Annotated in this window: 18 protein-coding genes, 2 pseudogenes and 1 riboswitch; of the genes and pseudogenes, 10 read left to right on the top strand and 10 right to left on the bottom strand. The window is 69.1% G+C overall.

Annotated elements, in window-relative coordinates; genetic code table 11:
* Positions 1 to 56: 56 nt before the first annotated feature.
* Entirely contained in the window at positions 57 to 3,851 is a 3,795-nt protein-coding gene (locus tag ABZ570_RS27555; protein WP_358069653.1) for a S8 family serine peptidase, read from the bottom strand.
* Positions 3,852 to 4,000: 149 nt separating this feature from the next.
* On the opposite strand from ABZ570_RS27555, the gene ABZ570_RS27550 reads away from it, so the two are divergent.
* The 5 genes from ABZ570_RS27550 (at position 4,001) to ABZ570_RS27530 (ending at position 8,256) form a co-directional block, all read left to right on the top strand.
* Entirely contained in the window at positions 4,001 to 4,984 is a 984-nt protein-coding gene (locus ABZ570_RS27550) for a winged helix-turn-helix transcriptional regulator (RefSeq protein WP_358069650.1), read from the top strand.
* A gap of 119 nt (positions 4,985 to 5,103) precedes the next feature.
* The gene (locus ABZ570_RS27545; RefSeq protein ID WP_358069647.1) at positions 5,104 to 5,214 is read left to right on the top strand and encodes a S8 family serine peptidase; all 111 of its coding nucleotides are present in this window, start codon (positions 5,104 to 5,106) and stop codon (positions 5,212 to 5,214) included.
* Positions 5,215 to 5,503: 289 nt separating this feature from the next.
* Positions 5,504 to 5,890: a hypothetical protein gene (locus tag ABZ570_RS27540; RefSeq protein WP_358069644.1), complete on the top strand. Its 387-nt coding sequence runs from the start codon at positions 5,504 to 5,506 to the stop codon at positions 5,888 to 5,890.
* An 88-nt stretch (positions 5,891 to 5,978) separates the two neighbouring features.
* Positions 5,979 to 7,130, top strand: a complete 1,152-nt coding sequence (locus ABZ570_RS27535) for a hypothetical protein (protein ID WP_358069641.1) — start codon at positions 5,979 to 5,981, stop codon at positions 7,128 to 7,130.
* A 374-nt stretch (positions 7,131 to 7,504) separates the two neighbouring features.
* A riboswitch (SAM riboswitch) is annotated at positions 7,505 to 7,625 on the top strand.
* Positions 7,626 to 7,653: 28 nt separating this feature from the next.
* Positions 7,654 to 8,256 carry a hypothetical protein gene (locus ABZ570_RS27530; RefSeq protein ID WP_358069638.1) on the top strand — a complete coding sequence of 201 codons (603 nt, stop codon included), beginning with the start codon at positions 7,654 to 7,656 and terminating at the stop codon, positions 8,254 to 8,256.
* 164 nt (positions 8,257 to 8,420) lie between these two features.
* Here the strand turns inward: ABZ570_RS27530 and ABZ570_RS27525 are convergent, their stop codons facing one another.
* Positions 8,421 to 10,568, bottom strand: coding sequence for a hypothetical protein (locus ABZ570_RS27525; RefSeq protein WP_358069635.1), 2,148 nt, complete (start codon positions 10,566 to 10,568; stop codon positions 8,421 to 8,423).
* A 543-nt stretch (positions 10,569 to 11,111) separates the two neighbouring features.
* Between ABZ570_RS27525 and ABZ570_RS27520 the strand changes: the two genes are divergently transcribed.
* Complete coding sequence (locus tag ABZ570_RS27520; RefSeq protein WP_358069632.1) at positions 11,112 to 13,727, top strand: M14 family zinc carboxypeptidase; 2,616 nt, start codon at positions 11,112 to 11,114, stop codon at positions 13,725 to 13,727.
* A 144-nt stretch (positions 13,728 to 13,871) separates the two neighbouring features.
* On the top strand, positions 13,872 to 15,143 hold the full coding sequence (locus ABZ570_RS27515) for an asparaginase (RefSeq protein WP_358069629.1): 1,272 nt from the start codon (positions 13,872 to 13,874) through the stop codon (positions 15,141 to 15,143).
* A 186-nt stretch (positions 15,144 to 15,329) separates the two neighbouring features.
* Here the strand turns inward: ABZ570_RS27515 and ABZ570_RS27510 are convergent.
* From ABZ570_RS27510 to ABZ570_RS27485, 6 genes and pseudogenes are all read right to left on the bottom strand, one after another.
* Positions 15,330 to 15,815 (bottom strand): annotated as a pseudogene (locus ABZ570_RS27510) (dihydrofolate reductase family protein); the annotation flags it as partial.
* A 14-nt stretch (positions 15,816 to 15,829) separates the two neighbouring features.
* Positions 15,830 to 15,886: pseudogene (locus ABZ570_RS27505) on the bottom strand (hypothetical protein); the annotation flags it as partial.
* Between the two features lie 469 nt (positions 15,887 to 16,355).
* On the bottom strand, positions 16,356 to 17,879 hold the full coding sequence (locus ABZ570_RS27500; protein WP_358069626.1) for a 4-hydroxyphenylacetate 3-hydroxylase N-terminal domain-containing protein: 1,524 nt from the start codon (positions 17,877 to 17,879) through the stop codon (positions 16,356 to 16,358).
* Entirely contained in the window at positions 17,836 to 19,209 is a 1,374-nt protein-coding gene (locus ABZ570_RS27495) for a PLP-dependent aminotransferase family protein (protein ID WP_358069623.1), read from the bottom strand. Before ABZ570_RS27495 ends, ABZ570_RS27500 begins: the two co-directional genes overlap by 44 nt.
* On the bottom strand, positions 19,206 to 20,261 hold the full coding sequence (hppD, locus tag ABZ570_RS27490; protein WP_358069620.1) for a 4-hydroxyphenylpyruvate dioxygenase: 1,056 nt from the start codon (positions 20,259 to 20,261) through the stop codon (positions 19,206 to 19,208). Before hppD ends, ABZ570_RS27495 begins: the two co-directional genes overlap by 4 nt.
* Positions 20,261 to 20,923, bottom strand: a complete 663-nt coding sequence (locus ABZ570_RS27485) for an O-methyltransferase (protein WP_358069617.1) — start codon at positions 20,921 to 20,923, stop codon at positions 20,261 to 20,263. The genes hppD and ABZ570_RS27485 overlap by 1 nt, the downstream gene beginning before the upstream one ends.
* Positions 20,924 to 21,113: 190 nt before the next feature.
* Between ABZ570_RS27485 and ABZ570_RS27480 the strand changes: the two genes are divergently transcribed.
* On the top strand, positions 21,114 to 22,385 hold the full coding sequence (locus tag ABZ570_RS27480; protein ID WP_358069614.1) for an AarF/UbiB family protein: 1,272 nt from the start codon (positions 21,114 to 21,116) through the stop codon (positions 22,383 to 22,385).
* A 5-nt stretch (positions 22,386 to 22,390) separates the two neighbouring features.
* Here ABZ570_RS27480 and ABZ570_RS27475 read toward each other — a convergent pair whose 3' ends face one another.
* Together ABZ570_RS27475 and ABZ570_RS27470 are read right to left on the bottom strand one after the other, a co-directional pair.
* Positions 22,391 to 22,984 carry a methyltransferase domain-containing protein gene (locus ABZ570_RS27475; protein ID WP_358069611.1) on the bottom strand — a complete coding sequence of 198 codons (594 nt, stop codon included), beginning with the start codon at positions 22,982 to 22,984 and terminating at the stop codon, positions 22,391 to 22,393.
* A gap of 71 nt (positions 22,985 to 23,055) precedes the next feature.
* Entirely contained in the window at positions 23,056 to 23,667 is a 612-nt protein-coding gene (locus ABZ570_RS27470) for a DUF6073 family protein (RefSeq protein ID WP_358069608.1), read from the bottom strand.
* Positions 23,668 to 24,106: 439 nt separating this feature from the next.
* On the opposite strand from ABZ570_RS27470, the gene ABZ570_RS27465 reads away from it, so the two are divergent.
* On the top strand, positions 24,107 to 24,637 hold the full coding sequence (locus ABZ570_RS27465; protein WP_358069605.1) for a winged helix-turn-helix domain-containing protein: 531 nt from the start codon (positions 24,107 to 24,109) through the stop codon (positions 24,635 to 24,637).
* A 196-nt stretch (positions 24,638 to 24,833) separates the two neighbouring features.
* Positions 24,834 to 25,842, top strand: a 1,009-nt coding sequence (locus ABZ570_RS27460; RefSeq protein ID WP_358069602.1) for a Clp protease N-terminal domain-containing protein, incomplete at its 3' end; no start/stop codon positions are given.

The raw sequence follows: 25,842 nt of genomic DNA, 5'->3' as shown, positions 1-25,842 counted from the left end.
GGAGCTGGCGCTTCTTCGACTTCTCCAGCTTCGCCTGGGGCCGCCGCCGACACCGCTCAGGTCAGGCCGTAGCCGCGGACCATCGTCTGGGTGACGGTGGCGCCGTCCGCGGTCGTGAGTTCGACCTTCAGATGGACGTAGCCGCTGCTCGCCGGCACCGCGGGCACGGTGGCCGCCTTCTGCGTGCCGGTGCCGGTGACCGGCAGCTCGGTCCAGGCGCTGGCGGGGATCCCCGCGACCGAGCTCTGCGATCCGGCGGCGTACCAGACCTTAGCCTCGGTGATCGGGACGGGCTTCCCGCTCGAGGTGTTGGTGACGGCCGAGAGCCGCAACGGTACGGCGGTGCCGCCCGGGACCGTGTTGGTCAGCTGGAGTGGCAGGTCGAGAACAGGCACCGGGACGCCCTGCGCGCCCTGTTGCGCGGCGCTGGTGCGGAACGTCCACGCGGTCTCCTCCGCGATTCCGATCGACCAGCGGATGGCGCCGGACCCGACCGGCCGCTGCCAGGTCGCCCGGGCCGTGACGGTGGCCTCGTCGTCGGGCAGGATGATCACGGGACCGTCGTACCTTGCCGGCCGCCCGTCGACGTTGACGGTGACGCTACGGCTGTCCGGATAGGCGCCGAGGGCGTCGTGGCCGCCGGCATCGCCGAACCAGGGGATGCTCACCCGCAGTCGGTTGGCGTCGCGCCGGAACAGCGGTGTGCCGTTGGTCGACAGGGACATCCCGGTGGGCGCCTTGTACCAGCTCGTCGTCTCCTGGCCGGCGGTCCGGCTCCGCGGGCCGTCGAAAGCCCCGCCGGTGTTGACCACGCCGGGCGCTACGATGCTGGTCCAGGCGACGTCGGGGTGGGCGGTGAAGTAGTCGGTCCGCTCGGTGGGCGCGAGGACCCCGACGCTGCTGCCGGCCGCCCAGACCGAGCTGGACATCCCGGGGATCTTGAACTGCACGTCGGTCCAGAGGGTGCGGCTGTCGCCCTGGGTGTAGTAGCTGGCCCGCTGAGCGGAGAGTTCACTGTCGCGGACCCGCTGGCTACCCGTCGCCACCGTGCCGGTGGTGAGCCATGCGAGGTTGTAGACGTACGGGCTCGTCTCCGGCTGCTCTCCCGACCAGCGCAGTGTCACCGGGCCGGCGTCCACCGCCGCGGCCAACCGGGCACCGTCGTCGGAGCGGATGCTGATGACGGGGATCGGCGCCCCGCTGCCTCCCGTCGGGGTCACCTTGCCGAGCAGGCGCGGGTAGTAGGCGATCATGCCGACCGCGCCCACCTTGGCGGCGTCCCGGGCGACCGTGCTGACGGGCACGGAGTACTCCATGGCGACGAGTGCGACCTTCCCGGTCAGGTCCTGGTCGAGGAGCGCGGCACGGTCGACCACGACGAGCGGCGCGGTGCCCTGACCGTGCAGCGGCGGTGTCTGCGCCACCGACCAGTAGTCGAGCGGTCCGGCCTGGGTGGCCACCGCCGCCCGCGGCGCGAACGCGCGGGTCGTCACACCGAACGTGAACCGGTCGTCACGCTTGCCCTGGGAGTCGGTGTACACGGCGTCGACGTACGACGGAGCGGTGGCGAAGCTGGACAGCCTGATGCCGCTGCCGGTCAGGTCGTAGGTGTAGCCGACGGTGTACCCGAACGGCTGGCTGGGCCGGTCGGTGTGCCAGTTCAGCTGCTGCGCGTCGCGGGCGTCGAGGGTGATCGTCGTGTCGCCGTCGATCTTGACGTTGTGCCGGGCGAGGAAGGCCACCGACGTGACGCCGCTGGCGTTGGTGGGCTCGTCCCGGGTCATGACGTGCGCGGCAATCGTGTAGGTGCCGAGCCGCAACCGCATGGTGGTGGTGCCGCCAGCACCGAAACCGATGTGCCTCGCCCGGCCGTGGATCGGGTCGAGGAGGTCCCACGCCGACGGTGCGGCCGCCGGGTTGCCGAACCGGTCGATACCCACGAGGGTCACGTCTGCGGACGGCTCCTCGAGGTAGAGGCTGAACGGCACCTCGACCTGGACTCCCTTCGCGGTGCCGACCAGGCGGCCGGTGATCGTGCCGTACGCGGCGTCCTTGACCGGCAGTCCGGGGTCGATCCGCAGCTGGACCGAGGCGTTCTGGCCGCCGCCCACCGTCAGATGGCTCTCCAACGGCCGGACCATCGCAGCGGGCACGGGGGTGACGCCGTCCCCACCGACGAGCTCCTCGACCTGGAGCTTGAGCGTGACGGGCGTGCTGCCGAGGTTGGTGAAGGTGACCGGTGCCTGGGTGACGGGAAGCGACTTCTGCGGGTAGGAGAAGTTGCCCAGCTGCAGGTTGGGCGGCGCGACCACCTGCTGGGTGACGGCGCGACCCACGTCCATCGGGCCGGCGCCCTGCTCGAGCACGTCCGCGCCGGTGTCGTCGGCCGAGGAGGTGAGCACCTCCTTGACCTCCGCGGGAGTGAGATCGGGTCGGGCGTCGAGCACGAGCGCGGCGGCTCCGGCGACGTGCGGGGTCGCCATCGAGGTGCCGGAGTAGGAGACGTAGGCCAGGTCGCCCCGTCCGCCGGCGCGGGCTGCGACCACGTTGACGCCCTGCGATGCGATGTCCGGCTTGGCGGCGGTGCCGCCGAAGACCGGGCCACGCGAGGTGAAGTACGCCGAGGCGTTGTGCCGGTCCACCGCGCCGACGGTCAGCGCGCCGGGGGCGCACGCCGGCGTCGACACCGAGCCGGGCAGGCCGCTGTTGCCGGCCGCGATCACGAAGAGAGCCCGGTCGCCGAGGGCCTTGACGGCGTCGACGTCGGGGCCGGCGCACTCGGCGCCGACGGCGCCGAGCGACATCGACACCACCTTCGCGCCGTTGTCGACGGCCCACTGCATCCCCTGGATGATCCCCGAGGTGTAGCCCGCGCCGGTGTTGTCGAGCACCTTGCCGATGAGCAGGTCGGCGCCGGGCGCCATCCCGGCGTACTCGCCTTGCGAGGCGGCACCCGTCCCGGCGACCGTGGAGGCCGTGTGGGTGCCGTGGCCGTTACGGTCTTCGATGCCCTCCCAGCCGATGAAGCTGCGCTCGGCGACCACCCGGCCGGCCAGGTCCGGGTGACCGGTGTCGTAGCCGGTGTCGAGGACGGCGATCTTCACGCCGGTGCCGTCGTAGCCGAGCCGGTGGGCGACGTCGGCGCCGGTCAGCGGCACCGTCGGGCTGTCGGTGTCACCGCTCTTGTCGTTAGCGTGGACGACCTCGTCCAGCCAGACCCGGGCAGCCGGGAGGCGCTGGCCCGACGGCTTTTCGGCGGTGCCGTTCGGTGCGGCCAGCGGCGTGCCCGCCGGGGCGAGGGAGCCCCAGACGCTGGCGGCCTGGCCCTTGCGGATCCGCACCGCCGCGCCCTTGATGAGGGAGAGCCGCGAGGTGATCTGCGTTCCGGCCGGTGCCTTCTTCGCAAGCTCGTCGGCCTGTTCCACGGTCGTGTAGGTGACGATCACGGGCAGGGTGTCACTGCTCGCGTCGTCGTACCCGTCAGCGAGCAGCTTGGTGATGTTGAACAGGTCGCGGTCCACCGTGCCAGCGTCGATCTGGGCCTCGATCCCAGCCGGGAAGACGTAGGTGCCTCCGACGCCGGCGAACGTGGTGAACAAGGCGTCCCGTCCTGACGCGTCCCGCAGGCGTACGTCGGCGAGGCGGCCCTCGGCGGTGACATGCGCCGTGACCTCGTCGCCGGTGACGAGCGTGAAGGTCCGCAGCTGGCCCGCGGGCGCCGTGGCGACGGCGGGCGGCGCGGGCTGGTCGGCGGCTCGGGCGGCCTCGGCCCCGAGCGCCGGGAGGGCGGCGACCAGAGCCAGAGCGGCAAGGGCGCTGACCGGGCCGCGGGCGCGGCGATGATCTGACATGCAGAGCTCCTGGACGAGCAGTGGGGTGGGACGTGCCTTACTCTCGCCGAACCGCCGTCTCCTCCGGCCGACTCCGGCGTGGCGAGACGGCGACATGGCGAGAACTCGACACCCCGGCAGACGCTGGGACGACCGGCAGGAGGAACGCCGTGCTCGACGACCTGGTGCCATTGGACGAGGCGGTCTACCGCGCCGTCATCGCGTTCCCCGGCGCCGGCGTCGCCCGGCTCGCCGACGAGGTCGGTTGGCCTGTCGCCGTGATCACCGCGTCGCTGAACCGGCTGGCCGACACCGGCCTGGTCCACCCTGGGCCCGACGGGGCCATGATCGCCTCCCCGCCCGAGCTGGTTCTCGGACCACGGCTGGCCCGGTCCCGCGAGCAGCTGCGCCGCTCCGAGGAGCTGCTCGCTCAGTTCGCGGAGACCTACCACCGCGAGATGGCGCCCGCCCGAGGCCACGACCTCGTCGAGCTCATCGAGGGCCCCGAATCGGTCGCCCACCGACTGCTCCAGCTGGAGTACAGCGCCCAACGCACCATCCGCGCCTTCCAGTCGGGCGCCAACCAGGCGATCCCCACCGCCGACACATTCGAGGAGACCACGAGCGAGGACCTCCAGGGAAAGCGCGGTCAGGACGAGACCGACGCGCTGGAGCGGGTACGCCGCCACGCCGTCGCCGGCGTGGTCTATCGCATCGTCGTCGACACGGCGTTCCTGCAGGAGCCGGCGGCGACCCGTGCCCTCCAAAAGAGGCTCGAAGAGGGAGCGCAGGTGCGGATTGCCGACGAGCCGCTACGCAAGATCGCGGTCGCCGACGACGCCACGGCGATGGTGCAGATCAGCGACCATGCGTCGGTGATGCTGCGCTGGCCGCTCGCCGCGCTGGCCGGTGAGCTCTTCGAGGCCGTCTGGGCCTCGGCACGCCCGTTCGTCGTCAAAGGGACCGGGCTGGACCCGATGGACAGGCAGATCCTGCAGCTCATGCTCGCCGGCCTCACCGATCAGGCGCTCGCCCACCAGCTCGGCACCTCGGCCCGCACGGTCCAGCGCCGTCTCCGCGCCCTCATGGAGACGACGGGCGCCACCACGCGGATGCAGCTCGGCTGGCACGCCTACCGCCGCGGATGGGTCTGACCGCATTACCTGTTCTGCCGGCGGGCCGGACGTGGCCCAGCACGAGCTCGCTGAGCGGATAAGCCTGACCAAGCCCGAGGGGTCAGCGGTCCCGGCCGCGAGTACCGCTACACCTGCCGGTGGGCTACGCCCTGCTTCAGGGCACCTCGATGGCATCTCCCCAGGCCGCCGGCGCCGCCGCGCTGCTGCTCTCCGCCACCAAGCGGAACGGATCCCGCCACCTCGGCTGAGCTGCGCAACGCCATCTACTGGACTGCGGAGTTCAACAAGGACGAGCTGGCGTTCGCCGAACCCGCCCATGCGGGCAGTTGCGGGGCCTTGTGGGAGACTCCCCACTGCGACGAGCCAGGCTGACGACGAGGATTCCCTGCGCGCCGGGGAGCTCGTTCCGGTCGACGGGGGAACTTGGGGCGGGCTGCTGTTCGACAACCCGAGAATCGGGCTTGCGCCGACCTTGACCTGGAGCTTTCGCTTCCCGTTCATGGAGGTGACCCGGACTACGGGAGCAGCCCGGTCTTCGTGGACATCGAGTGGCTGCCCCTTTCCGTGCCCAGTTGGCGCAGCATGGCAGGCCATGTAGTTCGGGGCGCGGAGGAACCGGCTGAGTGCAGCGTCTACTTCTTCCAGCACCACCAGTACGACCTCATCGATCTCGCGATCGTCGAGCAGCGGGACTTGAGGATTCATGCCCACGCCTCGCTGACGGGTGACCTGGACAGCCTTGGCATCGACCCTGTTACGGCAGACGCCTGGCTGCGCTTCACGGGCATCAGGGTTTACCTGGAGGCCGCAACCGCCGCTGATTCAGCACTCGCTCGACTCCAGGGCTTTACTGACATTACCGGTTTGTCCTACTCGCCAACGCCCAATAGCCCTTCCTTCCGATTTGCGCCTGCCGACTCCTGAGCGGTCCTCTCAGGAAACGACTCGACGCGTAGGGCCGTGGACGCAAGGATCTTTGGTTATGGCTTGGAACACCGTCCAGCCTCAGCCGGTGACCGGCGACGTGGTTCCAGTCCTGTGGCTGTGTGGCCCTCCCGGTGTCGGCAAGACCGCGGTCGGCTGGGATATCTACTCGGCGTTGATCCGGTCTGGTGTCCAGACCGGCTACGTGGATGTGGATCAACTCGGGATGTGCTATCCGGAGCCGGCTGGCGATCCCGGGCGACACCGGATGAAGACACGCAATCTGAATGGTGTCATCGCCGGGTACCGGGCGGCGGGAGCCCGGTGCGTGGTGGTCTCGGGCGTCGTCGACGCCCGTCACGGCGTGCACCGCGATGAGCTGACACAGGTGGCGTTGACGGTCTGCCGGCTACGGGCCGAGGAGGAGCAGCTGGCACAGCGGTTCGTCGGCCGGCAGGGACACAACGGCGGACTGGCACAGGCATTGCAGGAGGCCGCCAACCTGGACACTGGCACTGTTGCCGAGGTCTGCGTGGACACCAGTGGGCTCACCGTGGCCGACGTGGCGCGGCAGGTGCGCGACCGCGTGAGCGGTTGGCCCGGGCTGAGCGACCCGCAACGGCCGTTGTCGCCCGTCCGCAGCGACTCTGCAGACGGCCTCGGAGCTGGTGTGGACCCTGACGGGCGCGTGCTGTGGCTGTGTGGCGCCACCGGTGTCGGCAAGTCCACCATCGGTTTCCAGGTCTACCTGAAGGTTCTCGGCGCCGGGCTGACGGCGGCCTACATCGACCTGAATCAGATTGGCTTCTGCGGCCCTACGCCTGCCGATCATCGCCTCAAGGCCCGCAACCTCGCGGCCCTGTGGCGTACCTACCGGGACGCTGGCGCTCAGGCGCTGGTCATGGTCGGCCCGGCAGAGGACGAGGCGGCCCTCGGCGTGTACGGCGACGCGCTGCCCGCATCGGCGGTGACCGTGTGTCGCCTGCACGCCGACCGTGACACGCTGACCAGCCGGATCATGCTTCGCGGCCAAGGTCGTGGCAGCTGGTCGGAGCCGGGCGATCCACTGGTCGGCAAGCCCACCGCGCACCTGCTGAGCGTCGCCGACCAGGCGGCGCAGGAGGCGGAGGCTCTGGAACGAGCCGCGATCGGCCATCGGATCGACACCGACAGGCACACGATCGCAGAAATCACCGACCTGGTGGTGGCCCGAACCGGGTGGCCGGACCAGCTGCCATAGCCCACGCCATCACTGCTGGGCGACGCAGCTTCCGGGATGGCCCGCCGCTCGCTGACAGTGATCCGCTTACCTCAGGGGTGCTGGCGCCCATCGATATTTGGGAAGGGACGGGCGCCAGAGCCACCAGTGCCAGTAAGTGATCAGGTACTTGTTGGTTGCTTTCCCGGCTGTCCACGGTGAGTGGTCGCCCGGCAGTCGTGTCGTCGGAGAGCCGCAGCGTCAGGGCTGCGTCGGCCAGGTTCGAGCCGCCTCACCGCACGGTTCGCCGCTGACGAACAGTTCGACCAACACGACCGCTCACCGCGGTCGTCGCATGTCTCCCCGCCTGGTTCTCGGGGTTGCTCCCGGCGTCGATGATCTCTATGCTCCGTGGACGTCACGAGTGGTCAGCGTCAAGCCTCCCGGCTTGCTGACCCGGCAACCGCGCCACCCGCGCACGGTGCCCCCGGGAGAAGACCAGGCCGACCGCTAACTGCGGCCCGGCAAGAGCGGGTGCCTCGAGGCACCGGAAGGCGAGTTCACCGTGCCATTCGAAGAGCTGGATCTGGCCGCTTTCGCAGTCTGCCTGACCTGCGGATGCCTCCAAGGTGGTGTCCCGCGCGAGCAGCGGTGCCGCTGCCAGCCACGTACGCCGGACTGGGAGCAGCAGTGGCAGGGGCAGGACATCTCCAGCGACCTCGACCTGTGCGTGTTGTGCGTCCGGGACACGGTCACCACCCGAACCCGGTGGTCGTGGCTGGGCTGCGAAACCTGCCGGCACGTCTCGCAAGTCGTCGGCGAACGGTACGGCCACCGCAGCGCACTGCCACTGGGACGACACTCGATCATGAACGGCGACGTGGTCCAGCCGCCGGCGGCCACGGCCACCGAGGTCACCGGCTCGCTGATCGCCGCAACCCGGCGCTGGAACGCACTACGCGAATGGCGACAGGCGGAGTTCGACCGACTCGCCGAGCCGCTACGCGCAACGGGCCCGACCGTGCCCCTGATCGAATGGCAGCGGCGATGGCCACCATCGCTCGGGGCGAGCGTCGATGCCTTCGACCGCTACGGCGCCGTGCCCGTACCCACCGACCTCAGCAGCCTGCGACAGGCCCAGGCCAGGTTCCGATCCTCGGCGCGTTGACCGCCATCCCGGCGCAGCTGCTGTTGGTGGTGCCCGGCATCGTCGACGGCAGCTGCGTTGGCCCTCTCCTCGCCGGCGGTCCGTACCCCAGATGGCGCGCCACCGGACGCGCCGTCGTGGCTGGTGGTGCGGGCCAGGCCGGGACCGGCCGTTCTCGGTGCCCGTCATCCGACCTTGGTGAGCGTCCCCCAGCCGATCGGGCTGTCGGTACGTTCCCGGGTGAAGCGGAAGGCTACGGTCATGCGGCCGTCGGCGAGCAGCCGGAAGTCCAGATTCACCTCGCGGCTGCACTGAGATCCGGTGCGGATCTCCTCGGTCACCTGCAGCCGCCGAGCCTGCGCCACCTCCAGCGTGAGCGTGCCCTGACACTCGAGCTCCGGATACCGGACCGTGCCAACCTGATCGCCGGCCGCTCCGACCTTGAGGGTGACGACGCTGGTGTAGGGGCTTCGCGGACTGTTGGGCTGGGTGATTTGACCTCGCCATGTGCCGACGAAGGCCTGGGGCACGGAGCTGGTGGCAGGATCGGCGCCCGGCCAGAGCCGAGCGTCGCCGAGCACGCCGTACGGAGTGTCGGAAACCTCGCATTCGCCGGCAACCTTGATCGCCGAGACAACCAGTTCCCCGACGCCGCTCAGATCGATGTCCACTGGTTCGCTGCGGTCGGGCGACACCTCCACGGACTGGACGACGTTGCCGTCGAGCGTGAAATCGACGCGGGCGGTGACATCAGCGGGCGTCTCCCCGCTGAGTCCGACGAAGCTGCGCAGGCGGCGGTAGCCATGGCCGAGCTGGTATGTCAACGTGGCCGGCGTCCCCTCGCAGCCGACCCACGCACCGGTCGAGTGAGGATACGTTGAACCGTCGAAGACTCCGGTGACCTGCTGGCCGCTGCTTCCGGCGGCGGACGCCGACGGGTCGAGTGTGTACAGGTAGACGGACTTGCCGGTGGGTGCGGGTCCGGGTGCCTGTTCCCACCAGACCGATACGTCGACGAGGTCCGCCGCGGCGCCGCGGTCGTTGACCCACATGTCCGCCGCGAGCCGCCCCCACTTCACAATCTCGATGGCCCGGAGCCACCGCAGCGCCGCGACCGCCCGTTGCGCGTTCGGCGGAACGCGCCGATACGACTTCCACAGTTCCTGGTCGGGGTCGACTCCCCGCAGCCGCACCTCGTGCTCGAGCGTGTGCTGCAGACAGCCGGTCATTCCGCTCACCGCGCCAGCGATGTCGCGCGCGGTGAGATCCTCTGCCGTGCCGAGCATTCGGACCACACAGTCGATCGTCCAGATCCCCAGTTCCTTGCCGCCGGGCGCTGGTAGGTCCGCGCCAACCTGTTGCGCGACCTCCATCGCCAGCCACACCACGGCGGCACCCCCGTCGGCACGCGCGTGGCCCTCGAGGTGTCCGCTCGCGGTGGCCGGCGGGTCGTAGACGACCTGGGCCGAGCCGGTGGGAAGGAGGAACACGCGCTTTCGACCGGTCTCGGCGGCAACCTTCTGCAGGAAGCCGGACAGGCCGTCGTCGAGCAGCGAGCCGGACCAGCCCGCGAAGGGGGTGTCGAGGTCGACCGCCACCGGGTAGCCGCGGTTGTTGACCAGGTTGAGGTCGAACCCGAACCCTTCGCGTCCGACGCACGCGAAAATCTGCGCGTTGGCGTCCTCAACGGTCAGCACCTGGCTGATCCATTCCGGCTTGGGGTCCGACGTGCAGTCCGGGCGGGTGGCCCTGCTGCCCAGGAGCCGCCCACTCTGGTACTCGAGCCAGCTCGCCGCACTGACGATGCCGCTGCCGGCATCGTTGACCCGGTCCAGGATCCAGGTCTTGAACGAGAATCCGCTCAGCTGCGCGACCAGTCGGCGATTTCCGGGGTCCGCGACGGTTTCGGTCGGAAGCCACCAGCCGCTCACGTCGTCGAACGTGGCGACGAGCGGGCGCGTGTCCGGTGGGACCTTGCCGGGGTCGTACGGCATGGTCAGCTCCACCGGTCGGATGGGATCGTGATCGGCGATGATCTCCCACGACTGCCCGTCGGGTTGCAGCAGGCCGAGCCGGTCCAGGGCAGGGGCGCGACGCGGTTCGAGACGTACCCGCGTCCCGCTCGGCAGCGCGCCGGCGGGTACGCGCAGCGAGGCGCCCTGCGGATGATGCAGGACGAGTCCGTTGCCGGTCACGGTGCCGGATCCATCGCCTGCCGCCTGGGGGGCGGTGGCCCGGCTGGCGACGACCACCACCGCGCCGACCAGGAGGAGACCGACCACAGCGACCGTGAGCATGACGACGCGGGCCCGCGTGAGCGAGGCGTTCACCATGCGTTGACGGTAGGTAGTTACCACATGAGGCGGACTCCGCCACGACGGCCGGTTTCCCTCCCGATCGACTGCCTCGGTAGACCGGACGACTTTCCTCACCGGCCTTCCGGGCCGGTCTCCTTGTCGGCCGACCGAGCCGTGCTGGCACGGGCGCGGTCAGGACAACGCGCTACCTGGCATGTCGTACCGCCCGCGGCCGAAAGTGCCGTGATGCCAGCACACCGGCATCAACGCCCGCCGTCGGCGCGGAACCGCGCCGACCGGTCCAGGGGCCGTCGTGGCGGGCCTGCTGCGCGACGCCGTTGAGGGTCAGCCGGGTCGCCTACGCCCATATGCATGCCGCCGGTGGTCCGGCGAGCGGGCGGCCCGAACGGCGAAACCTCAAGTAATGCTCAAGATGTTGACCAGGCCTTACACGGTCTTAGACATTTTGATATTTCTATATATGAAAGGGGGTGGAAGCTCTTCGGCTCTCGCAGTGATTGACCCTTGTCCGGGATTCGGCACTCGTTCAGCACGGCGACAAGCACAAGGAGAATGTCTATGCGTACCTGGATGAGGAGAGGTCTGCTACCCGCAGCAGCTCTCCTTGCATTGGCCCTGCCCTTCAGCAGCAGTCTCGTTCTTAATTCGGCCGCCCTCGCGGCCCCGCGCATCACCACCCCCGAGCAGTTCTTCGGCTTCCCACTCGGCTCCGAAGGCAAGCTCGCCCGCTGGGACGACCTGGTGAGGTACTACAAGCTCGTCGCGGACAAGTCCGAGAAGGTGCTTTACCAGGAGATCGGTAAGACGGCGACAGGGCAGCCCTTCCCGCTCCTCACGGTCAGTTCGCCGGGCAACCTCAAGAAACTCGACCGGATCAAGGAGAGCAACCAGCGACTGGCCGATCCGCGCGGCCTGAGCGAGGCGGAGGCCAAGAAACTCGCCGCGCAGAGCAAGTCCGTCTTCCTGCTGGAAGCCGCGATCCACTCAACCGAGGTGGGCACCGCACAGGTCATTCCGAACATTCTCCACCGGCTCGCCGACGAGAAGTCGACCACGGTTTCGGAAATTCTCGACAACGTGGTACTGCTCATCATCCCGGCCCAGAGCCCGGACGGCACGGAATGGGTGGGCGACTACTTCAACGAAACCGCCGGAACGAACTACGCTCGCACCTATCCCGACCTCTACCAGAAATACATCGGGCACGACGACAATCGTGACTGGTTCATGATGACGCAGCCCGAGACGCAGATCAGCGTCGCCCTGCAGAACGAATGGAAGCCGCAGGTCGTCCAGAACCTGCACCAGATGGGCAACAGCCGGGGCCGGATCTTTATCCCGCCGTACCTGTCGCCGAACGACCCGAACATCGACCCCATCACCGTCCAGCAGACCAACTCCCTCGGCATGGAGATTTCGCGGAGCCTGACCGCCGAGGGCAAGAAGGGCGTGCAGTGGGGCTCGACCTACGACTACTGGACGCCGTCGCGCCAGTACATGACCTACCACGGCGCGCCGCGCATCCTCGTCGAGGCGGCGAGCGCGCAGGACCTCGCCTACACCTACAAGAGCAGCAACGGTGGCCCGATCGGTCCGCAAGAGCCGGACACCAACTTCATCGAGCCGTACGACCAGTCCACCTGGACGCTGGCGCAGATCGTGGACTACCTCGACACGGCGGTCTTCGGCGCGCTGAGCAACGTCGCCAAGTACAAGACTGAGTGGCTCTACAACTTCTACCGCACCCAACGCAACGCGGTGGACCCGAGCGCCGACAAGCCGTTCGCCTACGTGGTTCCGGCCGGTCAGCGGGATCCGTTCGCCACGTACGAGCTCCTGACCACCCTGCAGACCGGCGATGTCGAGATCGAGCAGGCCATCTCCGCCTTCACGGCCAACGGCAAGCGGTACGACGCCGGTTCCTGGGTCATCCGTTACGCACAGCCCTACGGCCGGTTCGCCAAGACCCTGCTGGAGGTGCAGCGCTACCCGGACCTGCGGGAGTACCCGGGCGGCCCGCCGCAGAGCCCGTACGACGTGACGGCGCAGACCCTGCCGATGCTCCTGGGCGTTGCTGTCGACACCGTCGCGAAGCCCTTCACCGCCTCAACTACGCAGGTCAAGCAGGTGCAGCCGGCCAACCCGGCGTTCCCCGGCGACCCGGGAGGCAACGGTGCCTACCTGGTCGGCCCGGAGTCCTACGGCACGGCGATGATGATCGCCGCGCTGCAGAAGGCCGGTGCGAGAACCTTCCGTGCCAGCGCCGAGTTCTCGGCCGGCGGGCGTACCTACGCCCCGGGCACGCTGATCGTCGAGCCGAGCAAGGCGGCGCAGACCGCCCTGCAGGATGTCTCCCGGAAGACCGGCATCCCCGTCTTCAGCGTTCGGCAGGCGCCGCAGGTGGCGGCGGAGCAGCTCAAGGACAACACCCGGGTCGGCCTCTTCCGGGGCATCAACAACATCCCGGGCGGCTGGATGAAGTGGCTGTTCGAGCAGTATGGCATCGGCTTCAACGAGGTCGTCGCCGCCGACTTCGCCGGCGACCTCAACGCGAAGTTCGACACGATCGTGCTCCCGGCGGGGATCAGCCGGACCAAGATCGTCTCGGGCCTGAACCGGGACCGCTACCCGGCCGAGTGGTCCTGGGCGTACGGGGTTGGCGAGGCCGGCTGGGCCGAGCTGCGCAAGTTCGTCGAGGACGGCGGGACGCTGCTGGCGATCGGCGACTCGGTGGCGACCGCGCGCCAGCTGGCCTCGCTGCCGATCACCCCGGCGCTTCCCTCCGACGAGCACCAGTTCTTCTCGCCCGGCAGCATCCTCAGCCAGCGGTTCGACACCTCAGACCCGGTGGCCTGGGGTATGCGCCCGGACACGCCGGTGTGGTTCGGCGAGAACGACCAGGCGTACACCGTCACCGGCGGCGACGTGGTCTCCTCGTTCCCCAAGTCCGGTGAGCAGTTGCAGAGCGGCTGGCTCATCGGCGGGGAGCACCTCAACGGCAAGGCCAACATCGTCAAGCACCAGGTGGGCGAGGGTCTGATCGTGACGTTCGGTAGCGAGCCGACCTTCCGTACCTGGTCTCGTGACCCGAGCAAGCTGCTGTTCAACGCGATCTACCACGGCCCGTCGACCCCAGTGGACGCGGCGGCCCTGCCGCGGGCGCTCCGCGGCTAGCCGCGGCGTCGAACCAGGGCTCCGGACACCGAGGGGGTCGCGTCCCGGCGGACGCGGCCCCCTCGCCGCCAGCGGCCCGCAAGATCCTAGGCACTCCCCCCGACCTTTACGGAGGTTGTCTTGTCCCTCGACCAACGCCGGCGTATGCCAGCCCGACGGATCGCCACCCTGACCACCCCGGTCGTCACCGCCGCGCTGGCGGCAGCGGCCGTACTCGCCATCACATCGACCGGCGCCGACATGCCGGACGGCCCGCCGTCCGGCGCAGCCACCGGCGGTGTCACCGCCGCCACAGAAATCCAGAGCGTCGCTTACCAGACAGTGGTCGCCGAAGCCAAGACGAAGAAGCCCAAGGTGACCGTGATCGGCACCGGCGGCACGATCGCCGGCGTCGCCACCTCCCGGAGCAGCTTCACCAACTACCGAGCCGGCCAGATTCCGATCGACCGGATGGTCGCCCAACTCCAACCCGAGATCGGCGAGGTCGCCGACGTGTCCACCGTGCAGTTCGGCAACAAGGGTTCCGGCGGCTACAGCATCGCCGAGCTCCACGCCCTCACCCTCGCCGTGGAGCAGGCGCTGCAAACCTCCGACGCGGTGGTGGTCACCAGCGGGACGGACACCATGGAGGAGTTCGCGTACTGGCTGGACCTGACCGTGCAGAGCCGCAAGCCGGTGGTGATGACGGGGGCGATGCGCCCGTGGGCGGCCGGCACGGCTGACGGGCCGCAGGTGATCGGCGCGGACGGTCCCGCGAACCTCTACAACTCGATCGTGCTGGCCGCCAGCCAGTCCACGTACTGCTACGGCACCGTGCTGATGCTCAACGACGAGTTCCACACGGCGCGGGACGTGACCAAGTCCAGCACCACCCGGATGGACACCTTCCAGACCCGTGAGCTGGGCGCACTCGGCTGGATCGACGGCTCGGAGATCAAGGTCGGCCGGGCGCCGTCCCGGGTCGCCGACTGCGATCAGAAGAACCGCTGGCTGACCCCGTTCAAGCTGAGCGACGTCAAGGTGGAGTCGCTGCCCCGGGTCGAGGTGGTCTACAACTACCAGCAGGCCGGCGGTGAGGCGATCACCGCGTTCGCCGACGCAGGGGTCAAGGGCATCGTGACCGCGGGTACGGGAGCCGGCGGCATCTCCTCTGCCCAGTCCGCCGCCCGGTCCCGGGCGATCGCCAAGGGCGTCTTCTTCGTCAGCACCAGTCGGGTCGGCTCCGGCTCGGTCAGTGGCGGCAGCAGCACCGCCCCGATCTTCGACGGCGACGACCTGCTGCCGCAGAAGGCCCGGCTGCTGCTGATGCTGAGCCTGGCGATCGCCCCCGGGGACGCGGTGAAGGTTCGCCAGCTGGTCGAATCGCTCGGCAACCCGGAGTGGAACACCGCTCCCCCCGGCAATCCGCAGAACTGACGGTCGGGGGCCGGCACAGCGCGCTGCCGGCCCCCTGTCCCGCCATGATCGCCAGCCGGGGGGCGAGGAGTACTGGGGAACAAACCACTCGAGAGCCGCGAAGCTGGGCTCCCCGATGTGGCCGGCTCGGGCGAACGAGCCCGAGGGGCACCTTCTCGGCTCGTACCGCATCACCACCGCCCCCGAGGGGAACTCCAGCCGGCTCACGAGCTTCAGGTCGATATGTTCCGATAGCCCCGCGAACAATGTCGGCCCGTGACCCGCCATCCGGGGCTGCACCACGAACTCGTATTCATCGATCAATCCCAGCTCCGCCAACGCCAGCGGGAGCTGCACGCCTGACACGAACAGTCCCTTACCCGGCTCCCGCTTGAGCTGCTCAACGACCTTGCCCAGATCCCCGCGCACAAGCTCCGCGTTCCAATCGACCCGCTCCAGGGCGCTCGACACGACGTACTTCTTCGGCGCGTTGATCGTCCGGGCGAAGGGTTCCATCCAATCAGGCCTCGACCCCGGCGGCGCCGCCGGCCGCCACGCTGCCTCCATCATCTCGTACATCACCCGGCCAAAGAGAACTGCATCGGCCCGGGCGAGGCGTCGCCTCAAGAGGCGTTGATGACCTGGCCTCGTGCTTCGGGGTCCCGGATCCGGGCATGGTGTTGCTCGGCCCAGGCGGCGAGGTTGACCGCCGCGTTGACCTCCCGGTCCGCCGTATGCCGACACTCGTCACAGCGGAAGATGCGTACGGACCAACTTGCGTGATTCCGGAGATGATGAGCCGGCCGCGTTCACCGGTGCCCATCGGGTCTGGCTCGCCCGTCGCGGCGGCGGATCCACGCCGTGTAGTACCTGGGTCAGATTGGGATGACCGGGCCGCCGCCGGCGATGCCGCCATACAGGCCGGGTTGGCCGGTCAACACGCTGCAGCCCAGGTCGATCGTGGCGAGCACCGCGGTGGCGGCGTCGACCCTGCCGACCGTGTCGAGGGTGACCGCGAGGGCATGCCAGCTGTCCGCGGCGGCGAGAGGATCTCGGCGATCGGATGGTCGACGAGCAGTTGCAGATGGGCGCGATAACCATCAACAGGTCCAACCTGCCGATCTACGACATGTTCGTCGAACTGCCTTCGGACCTCTCGGCCTCAGGCCAGCCGGCAAGTTCCACGGGGGGCACTTCGTCGCAGGCGACGGTTCGGCGTGGTCACGAACGCGGTCACCGCGGCGGCGGGTCCATGAGGTCGGGGCTGGTCCACCCGGTCAGGTCGTAGTCGGCCATGCAGGCCTCGACCAGGTCGAGCATGCCGCGGCCCACCGGCCCGGCGGCACCCTTGCGCAGCACCTGGATCCGGTTCTCCTCGGCGTTGCCGGCGTGGCTGCGTTCGTACAGCTCATGGCGCCCGGCAAATTCGCTTCCGACCGCGTCCCACAGCAGCTTCATCACCTTCGCCCGGTCCACCGCGGCGTAACCGTTGGACCCGCGCAGGTAACGGTCCAGGTACGGCCGGATCTCCGGATTGCGCAGATCCTCCACACCGGAGTTCAGGTAGATCAGCCCGCTGCCGACGGTGTGCTGCACCAGCTCCTTCACCTTGCCGTACGCGATGGGCGCCAGCACCCGGTACGTCAGGGCGTACTCCTCGGCCGGCTGCACGAATCCGTCCCCCCAGGGGCCGGCGGACTCGATCATCGCGTCGGACAGCGCCCACAGCAGGTGCCGCCAGGTCATCACCTCGCCGATGTTTGCCTGCACCGACCGGAAATCCCCGGTCCCGTTGATCTCCACTGCGCGCATTAGCAGACCGCAGATGAAGTCCAGCTTGACGGCGAGCCGGGTCATCGCGTGCAACGTGAACCGGGGTAGGAAGCCGGAGCGGTGGAAGAAGGTGTTGGCCCGCTCGACGTCGCCGTAGACCAGGACGTTCTCCCAGGGGATCAGCGCCCGGTCGAAGACGATGACGGCGTCGTTCTCGTCCATCCGGCTCGACAGGGGGTAGTCGAACGGACTGCCGGTGCACGCAGCCGTGTACTCGTACGACGTGCGGCAGAACAACTTCACCCCGGACACGTCCATCGGGGCAAGGAACACCACCCCGAACCGTTTGTCCCGCACGGGCATCCCATGATGGGCGATGAAGTTGTAGTGGGTCAGCGCCGAGCCGGTGGCGACCACCTTCGCGCCGCTGACCACCAGACCCGCGTCGGTCTCCCGCTCGACGTGCACGTAGACGTCGGCCACCTGATCGGGCGGGAGGTTACGGTCCACCGGCGGGTGCACCATCGCGTGGTTCACGTGCAGGACCTGTTCCTGTGCGCGGCGGTACCAGGCGCGGGCGTTGTCACCGAACGGCTCGTAGAAATCCGGGTACGCGCCGAGCGTGGCCAGGAACGACGCCTTGTAGTCGGGCGAGCGGCCGAGCCAGCCGTAGCAGTGCCGCTGCCAGGCGGCGATCGCGTTGCGGGCGGCCCGCAGCTCGGCAACCGACCGCGGCGCCCGGAAAAACCGGTGGGTGAACCCGCCGTTTCCGGTGTCCGTGGCCGTGGTCAGCACGTCGCGCTCGGCCGGGTTCCACAGCGCGTCGTAGAGCCGGGCGATCATCCGGGCATTGTTGCGAAAAGCCAGGTGGGTGGTGACGTCGGAGACCCGCTCGCCGTAGATCCACACCTCCCGCCCGTCCCGGATGCTGTCCAGATACTCAGCTCCGGTGAACGGCGTCCGCTGGGACAGTTGCATCGTCATCGCGATTATCCTCCTCGTTGCCGGCACAGTCGCGCACCAGCGCGGCAACGCGGCGCACGCCCTCGTCGATCTGTTCCGGGTCCAGCGCGCTGCAGGACAGGCGCAGCTCTCGGCGAGGACCGCCTCCGACGTAGAAGTAGCTCATCGGCATCCACAGCACGCCGTAGCGGGTGGCGGACAGGCGCAGCGTGTCGTCGTCGACGACGAACGGCACCCGCAGCACGACGAAGAACCCGGCAACAGGCTGTGTCCACGACACGCCGTACGCCTCACGCACGGCCGGCGGGAACTCCCGTTCGAGGGCGTGCAACAGCATGGTGAGGTTGCGCCGGTAGTGCGCGACCCGGCCCTGGTTCGCCTCGCTTAGTCGCCCGCCGCAGCGCAGCAGCATGCCGCCGATCACGGCCTGGGCGATCGCGGAGGTGTTCACCGTGATCATGCTGCGGATGAGGGCGAGCTGGTCAGCCAGGAGCCCACGGCCGCCGTCCGGCAGGCCCACCCGCTGGTCGGCGACGACGTAGCCGACCCGGGCACCGGGGAAGCAGGTTTTGGCGAACGTCCCGATGTGCACCACCCGGCGGTCTCGGTCCAACGCCTTCAGCGCCGGCACCCGGCAGGAGGAGTCGGCGAGGAAGCCGTACGGATCGTCCTCGATCAGCAGCATCCGGTGCGTGGCCGCGACCTCGAGCAGCTCCCGGCGCTGCGTAAGGGTGAGTGTGTGGCCGGAGGGGTTGGAGAAGTTCGGCACGAGGTAGAGCGCGACGGGCCGGCGCCCGGCGGACCGGATGCGGGCGGCGACCGCGGCCACGTCCGCGGCGGCTAGTCCGTCCGGGCGTTCGGGCACGGCGGCGGTCTCGATGCCGAGCAGCTTCGCCGCGCCGAGCATGCCGACGTAGCACGGCGAGGTCACCAGCAGGACGTCGCGCGGGCTGGCGCACAGCGCCCGCGCCACGGTGAACATGCCTTCCTGGGCGCCGGTGAGCACGACGATCGCGTCCGGGTCGGCGGTGATCCCGTGGTCATGAGCCAGCGTACGGGCGACAAGTGCGCCGATGTGACCGGCGGTCCGTCCGTACTGGAACAGCCGGCGGGTGACCTCCACCCGGTCCAGCCCTAGCTCGTTGCTCAGATGCCGCTGATAGTCGCCGATCAGGCCGGGCAACTCGGCGGGGTCGAAGAAGTCGTCGTAGGGGCGACCGGCGGCCATCGGGATGGCGTGCGGATGCCGGGACGCGATCTCGTTCAGCAGCGACGCCGAGCTCAACACCGGATCGGCCAGGCCGGGGAACAGCCGGTCGGGGCCGAGGTCGTACCCGTCGCGGTCGTTCACGGCCGCTCCGCAGCCGACGCGAGTCGGCCCTGCTCGACCGCCTCGTACAGGGCCCGGATGTTGCCGGAACCGAACGTACGCGCCTGCCTGCGTTCGATCAGCTCGAAGAAGAGCGTGCCCGCCGGGTGAACCGACTGCGTGAAAATCTGCAGGAGATACCCCCAGTGATCACGGTCGACGAGCACGTTCAGCTCGCGCAGCCGCTCGACCTCGCCGGCGATGTCGGGCAGCCGGGCGGCCACGGCGGTGTAGTACTGCGACGGCGCCGGCAGGAAGCGCACCGAACCGTTCTGCAGCGCCCGCACGGCGGCGCCGATGTCCGGGGTGAGGAAGGCGAGGTGCTGCACGCCGGCACCGTGATGCCGCGCGAGAAAGGCGTCGATCTGACCGGGCTGGCCGGCGACGTCCGGTTCGATGAGCGTGAAAGTGACGTCGCCGGTCTCGTTCTGAACCACCTCGGAGTTCATGGCCTGCTCCCCCACCTCGATGCGTTCGGCGAAGATCGAGCGCAGGCCGAAGACGGTGGTGTAGAAGTCCACGCCGGACGCCAGCGTGCCGGCCGGCAGGCAGATCGCGGCATGGTCGACGAGGTGCAGCAGCGGCTCGCCGTCGACCTGGCGGGCGGCTCCGACCGTGCCGGTCGGCACGAAGGTGTGCACCAGGTCCCCGACCCCCCGGACCGTCGCGGTCAGCATCGTGCCAATGCCAGCGGCGGGGCGTACGGCCGGCTCGCGCACCGGCTCGGCGCCGGCGCGCACCGCCGCGTGGTACGCCGTGACCGGGTCGGCGACGCCGAACGCGATGTCCCCCACACCGTCGCCGTGCCGGTCGGCGTACTCGGCGACCGGGCCGGAACCGCCGGCCGGGCTGCTCACCACGAGACGGATCGCGCCGTGCTGCAACACCACCGACTCGCGATCGGGGCTGGACGGGGGCACCGGCGTGGCGGTGAAGCCCATGCCGTCGCGGAAGTAGCCGATCATCGCGGTCGGGTCCGCGCTGTAGAGCTCGATGTACGGGATGCCGCTGACGGTGAGCGGCTCGACGGTCATCAGACGCCCCCCCGATTGCGTCGGATCAGCATGATCCCGTCGCGGATGGTCAGCATGACGCAGGTCAGGTCGGGGCGGGACGCCACGGTGTCGTTGAGCAGCCGGACTCCCCTGGTGCTGTCCTGCTGGTCCGCTTCGTCCAGCACCGCGCCATCCCAGAGCACGTTGTCGACCGCCAGAAAGCCGCCGTCGGAAAGCCGGTCCAGCAGCGGGTCCAAGTAGTCCGGGAAATGTGCCTGATCGGCGTCGAGGAGGATGAAGTCGTACGGCCCCGGCAGCCGTCGAATCGTTTCCAACGCCGGTCCGACGTGGACCGTCACCGAGTAAGCATATTTGCTGGCGGCAATGTGCCGACGGGCTATCTCGGCGTGCTTTTCGCTCAGTTCGCAGGTGTCGATGTGGCCGCCGTCGGGCAGCGCCTCCGCCATCGAGAGAGCGGAGTACCCGGTGAACGTGCCGATCTCCAGCACGCGGCGCGGCTGCTGCGCGTACAGGAAAAACTGCAGGAAGCGCGCCTCCACCGGGCCCACCATCATGACCGGCCGGTCGCAGGACTCCCGGGTCTCCGCGGCGAGGCCGAGCAGATGGTCCGGATCGGCGGTGGTGTGCGCCTGCGCGTATTCCTCGATGCCGGGTACAGTGATTGGAACCCTATTTCCCATGCCATCATTAAAAGGGCGACGCCGGGCGGGTCCCAGGCAATCTTTCAGCGGCCGAACATATCTGTCCAGGTGGAGCGGGGAACCGACTGCGGGCATGAAACACTGCCGGCACCTGATCGACTATCATTGTTTTCCCGAGCCCTCGCGGAGGCATCCGTTGCGTGGTTCACCGCACGTCCCCTGGTACACCGTGGCTGCCCGCGCCGTCCGGATCGCCGCGGTCATGGCCGGCCGCACCGCACTCGCGGTGCCGGCGCTGGCCGCAGCGGCGGCACGAGGCCGCTCCGCGATGCGGACCGAGGCGCTGGGTCAGCTCCACCGGCTGACCATCGCGCTGGGTCCGAGCTTCATCAAAGCCGCCCAGTTGCTGAGCACCCGGCGGGACGTGTTGCCGGCCGGCGTGTGCGAGGTGCTGGGCCAGCTGCACGACCGGGTACCGGCCATGCCGATCGCGACCGCGCAGGCGACCCTGCGCGCCGCATACGCCGGTCGAGCGTGGCCGTTCGAGCGGATCGACTGGGCGGCCGTGGGCAGCGGCAGCATCGCGTGCGTCTACCGGGCCACGATGCCCGACGGCCGGGTGGTCGCCGTCAAGGCCCGCCGCCCGGGCCTCGCCGGGCCGATGCACGCCGACTTCGCCCTGCTGCGTGCGGGCGCGTGGGCCGCCCAGCGGCTGCCCGGTTTCCGCCGCCTGCCCGCCGTGCGCATCGTCGAGCAGGTACGCGACGCCGTGCTGGGCCAGTTGGACTTCGCGGCGGAGGCGACCGCCCTGGAGAGGATGCGGGACAACTTCGCCGGGCACGACCACCTGCGACTACCTGCTCCGCTGCCTGCGGAGTCGGCGGACGGCGTTCTGGTCATGGACTACGTCGCCGGGCTGCGGCGGATGCGCCGCGCCGACCTGCCGCGAGAGACCGCTGAACTGGCGGTACGTCGGATCCTCCGCTGCGCGTACCGGATGTTGTTCATCGACGGCCTGGTGCACTGCGACATGCACCCGGGCAACCTGTACCTCACCGCCGACGGCGAGATCGTGCTGCTGGACATGGGCTTCGTGGTGCACCTTCGGCCTCGGGTGCGCAGGCTGTTCGCCGAGTTCTTCCTCAACATGGCACGCGGCAACGGGGCGTACTGCGCCGACATCATCCTCCGCAGCGCCGAGGGCACTCATCCGGGCGCCGACCTGGAGGCGTTCCGTGCCGACATCGTGGCGCTGGTAGGAGCGGCGAGCAACCGGACGGCTGGCCAGTTTGAGCTCGGACCGTTCGCGGCGAGCCTGTTCGACTTGCAGCGCCGGCACGGCATCGCGGCCGCGCCCGAGTTCATCTTCCCGCTGCTGGCGCTGCTGGTCTTGGAAGGCATGATCAATGAGTACGACGCAGATGTGGACTTCCAGGCCGAGGCGAAGCCGTTGCTGATCAGGGCGTTGCTGACGGGGGTGCCGCGGGAGCCGGCGAGCTGAGTCGGTCAGCCCAGGTCGGCGGTGATCAGTAGCAGGCCCCCGCTGACCCGCTTGGCCGCGCGCACGCGAAGCCCGGCACCGGCCAGCAACGCGCGCAGCTCCGATTCGGTGCGGTGCGCCGGCGGCTCGCCGAGCACCTTCACGACCGGTCGCAGCCACCGCGGCGGGGGGGTGTGCTCCGCCAGCACGAGGGTCCCGGTCGGAGTGAGCACGCGGGCGATCTCCCGCAGCCCGGCGGACTGGTCGGCCCAGTGGCCGAAGGCAGTGGTGCTCAACACGAGATCGATCGAGGCATCGTCGCAGGGCAGCAGTTCCGCTCCCGCCACGAGCAGCGTGGCGCGCGGCAGTTTGCCTCGGGCCACCCGGATCATCTCGGCGGCCGGATCCACGCCGATCAGGTCGGCGTCGGGCCAGCGTTCGGCGGCGAGGCGAAGCAGGCGGCCGGTTCCGCAGCCGACGTCGAGTACGCGGCCGGGCTGGTGTGGGCCGGCGGCGGCGAGTACCTCGGGGTCGGCACGCCGGCAGCCGAACTGCCCCCAGTGCCGGTCGTAGCGGTCGGCGATCCGGTTGAAGCTCTCGACGGAGTGGGCGTCGCCCATGGCTGTCGCCTCTCTGTGCGCACGGGACATGTCCGCCCAGGCGGGCCCAGGCGGACATGCAATCACTCCGATCAGGCCTTGACCGTGCTCGCCGCGTGGACGAACTCGGCCGCCTCCGCCTGCGAGGTGTGCAGATCCTCCAGGCGGCTGGCGTAGTCGCCGGTCACGTACTGACCGACGATCTTGCGGGTGGCGAGCATGTGCATGACCGGCTCGCCGTCGAGGTTGTCCACGTCGTACATGGCGACGCGGTCACCCGGGGCCATCTCGCCGATGGCGCCGATCGGCGGCAGGGCACCGAACACCCCGGAGATGTTGACCGGGTCCTTGTTGATCAGGGTCTTGCCCTGCTCCAGCAGCTCCAGCTGGAAGTACACGTCGAAGTAGCCCTTGAACCGGCTCTCGAAGCTGTCCGGCGCGATCAGGGCCTCCTCGCCCATGCTCTTCAGCCGCGGGTTCAGGGTGAACAGGAACTCACCCAGCTGCTCGCTGCGGCCCCGCAGGTTCATCTGCAGGATCTCCACGACGATCTTGGTCGGGTCCTGCACGGCCGGGAAGCTGCGGTTCACGACGAACCAACCGTCGGCCTCGATCGTCTCCGTGCCGCCAGCGATCTCGATGACGGCGTCGGTCCACAACCGAAGGTAGTCGGTGCCTCCGGGCGGGAAGTAGTTGACGGTCACCTTGCCCTCCTTCGTCAGGCGTAGGCGTAGCGAATGCTACTTCAGCATCGTATAGCGATCTCGTTAACAGTCAACAAATCTGTCAATACCCCTGGCCGAGGCGAGGCATCCGATGCGGCCGATTAGAGAGGTATTGCTGCGAGCGCCCGGAACTGGGCCGGTGTGCGTGAAGTCGTGGCGCACCCACGCCGATCAGGCAGTTGGCAGCAAGCCCCCACAAGCTCCGGCCCGACCGCGGCCACACTGGCTACCTGTCGGACCATCGACAGATCTTTCAACCGCAGTTCGCGCTGCTCAGAATGGTCGCGGTTTTAGGATCAAACCCCTTTGCGAGACGCACACACATTGACACTCGATGTTGCCGATGCGAGTCTGGGGTCCGCCTGAGCATCGACGACTCCCACGGACTTCAGGAGGGGTGCGCCATGGTAGGTGCGCGATGTCTGTGATCAAGCACAAGGGGACGGATAGAGCTATCCGCGAGATCGATGTCAAGCTTGTCCGATGGCCAGCGGACGAACGCAAACGGGAACAGTTTAGAAACTTGGGTATTCCAGTCCTGCTGGTCGTCGAGGCGGGATGCCAGCCTCCGATCTGCGCGGACGCACGCGAGGACTGGATCCGAGCCCCCGTCAGTCGGGGCGACCTGGAGGCCCGGATCGCGACCCTAAGGGCTAAGGCGTGGGCCGGGCGCCTGCCCGAGATCGATCCGGTCGGAGTGATCCGATACAACGGCAGATCCTGTTCCGTGTCGCCCACGGAGGCGGACCTGCTGCACTGTCTGGTCCGCGACTTCGGCGAGGTGGTGGCGCGCTCGACGTTGCTGGACTGCCTGCCGGAGCGGCCAGCCCGGTGCCAGCGCAACGCCCTGGATCTGCATATCATGCGCATCCGGCGGCGCATCGGCATCATGGGCCTGGTGATCCGGACCGTGTGGGGCCAGGGGTACCTGCTCGAAGTCGCGAAGTGACGCCGGCCCGTCACCATGACGGTCATCGACGGCGGCCCAGGGCGGCAGCATCGCATCCGTTCGGGCCGCCGTTCCGTCTTCCCTGGGGCGGCCAAATCATTCCACCGACCAACAGATAGCTATATACTACTTAATCCTTTTGTTTGAATGCCCGTACGGTCACTCGCCGTATCCGCCTGCAGAGCGAGGAGGGCACATGTTCGAGCGATTCACCGATCGGGCGCGCCGAGCATTGATCCACGCCCAGAGCGAGGCCCGGCTCTTCAAGCACAACCACGTCGGCACCCCGCACGTCGCGCTCGGGCTTCTGCAACAGGAGGACTGCCTCGCCGCGCGGGTGCTGCTCGGCCTGAACGTCTCGCTCGACGAGGTGCGCGACAAGATCGTGCAGTCCCTGAGCCAGAAGCCGGAGAGCGGCGAGGGCCACATCCCGTTCACACCGCGGACGAAAGCGGTCCTCGATCTGGCCCTCGACGAGGCGCTGGGGCTCAGTCACAACTACATCGGCACCGAGCACATCCTCCTCGGGCTGGTCCGGGAGGGGCAGGGCGACACCGCCAAGCTGCTGATCGGGTTGGGCGTCGACGTCGACCGGGTGCGGACCCAGGTGGGGCTGCTGTCGTCCGAGCCGGCCGTGGAGACGGCGCGGCCGTCCCGCATCACCACCGAGCCGCAGTACAACAAGTCCGTCCTGCTCGAGCAGTTCGGTCGCGATCTCACGCGGGCCGCCACCGACCGTCAACTCGACCCCGTGGTAGGCCGCGACGCGGAGATCCACCGGGTGATGCGGGTGCTGTGCCGCCGTACGAAGAACAACCCGGTCCTGATCGGCGAGCCCGGCGTCGGCAAGACCGCGGTCGTCGAAGGGCTCGCGCAGCGCCTGGCCAGCGGAGCGGTGCCGGCCCGCCTGCGGGGCAAGGCGTTGTACACCCTCGACCTGGGCGCGCTGGTGGCCGGCTCGCGCTACCGCGGTGACTTCGAGGAACGCCTGAAGAAGGTGCTGAAGGAGATCCGCACCCGGGGTGACGTCATCCTGTTCATCGACGAGGTGCACATGCTGGTCGGTGCCGGCGCGGGCGAGGGCGCGATGGACGCGGCGAACCTGCTCAAGCCGATGCTGGCCCGTGGCGAGCTGCAGACCATCGGCGCCACCACCCTCGACGAGTACCGCAAGCACCTGGAGAAGGACGCCGCTCTCGAGCGCC

It is taken from the genome of Micromonospora sp. NPDC007271, assembly GCF_040634005.1.
Classification (GTDB): domain Bacteria; phylum Actinomycetota; class Actinomycetes; order Mycobacteriales; family Micromonosporaceae; genus Micromonospora.
Note: the sequence above shows the minus strand (reverse complement) of the source record. Positions and strands in the feature narration are given on the sequence as shown.

Bases quoted from the DNA above. Each gene is read 5' to 3' on its own strand.
- ABZ570_RS27500 (WP_358069626.1), bottom strand. From the start codon at position 17,879: ATGACGATGCAACTGTCCCAGCGGACGCCGTTCACCGGAGCTGAGTAT.
- ABZ570_RS27465 (WP_358069605.1), top strand. From the start codon at position 24,107: ATGTCTGTGATCAAGCACAAGGGGACGGATAGAGCTATCCGCGAGATC.
- ABZ570_RS27520 (WP_358069632.1), top strand. From the start codon at position 11,112: ATGCGTACCTGGATGAGGAGAGGTCTGCTACCCGCAGCAGCTCTCCTT.
- ABZ570_RS27485 (WP_358069617.1), bottom strand. From the start codon at position 20,923: ATGGGAAATAGGGTTCCAATCACTGTACCCGGCATCGAGGAATACGCG.
- ABZ570_RS27555 (WP_358069653.1), bottom strand. From the start codon at position 3,851: ATGTCAGATCATCGCCGCGCCCGCGGCCCGGTCAGCGCCCTTGCCGCT.
- hppD (WP_358069620.1), bottom strand. From the start codon at position 20,261: ATGACCGTCGAGCCGCTCACCGTCAGCGGCATCCCGTACATCGAGCTC.
- ABZ570_RS27475 (WP_358069611.1), bottom strand. From the start codon at position 22,984: ATGGGCGACGCCCACTCCGTCGAGAGCTTCAACCGGATCGCCGACCGC.
- ABZ570_RS27515 (WP_358069629.1), top strand. From the start codon at position 13,872: ATGCCAGCCCGACGGATCGCCACCCTGACCACCCCGGTCGTCACCGCC.
- ABZ570_RS27525 (WP_358069635.1), bottom strand. From the start codon at position 10,568: ATGGTGAACGCCTCGCTCACGCGGGCCCGCGTCGTCATGCTCACGGTC.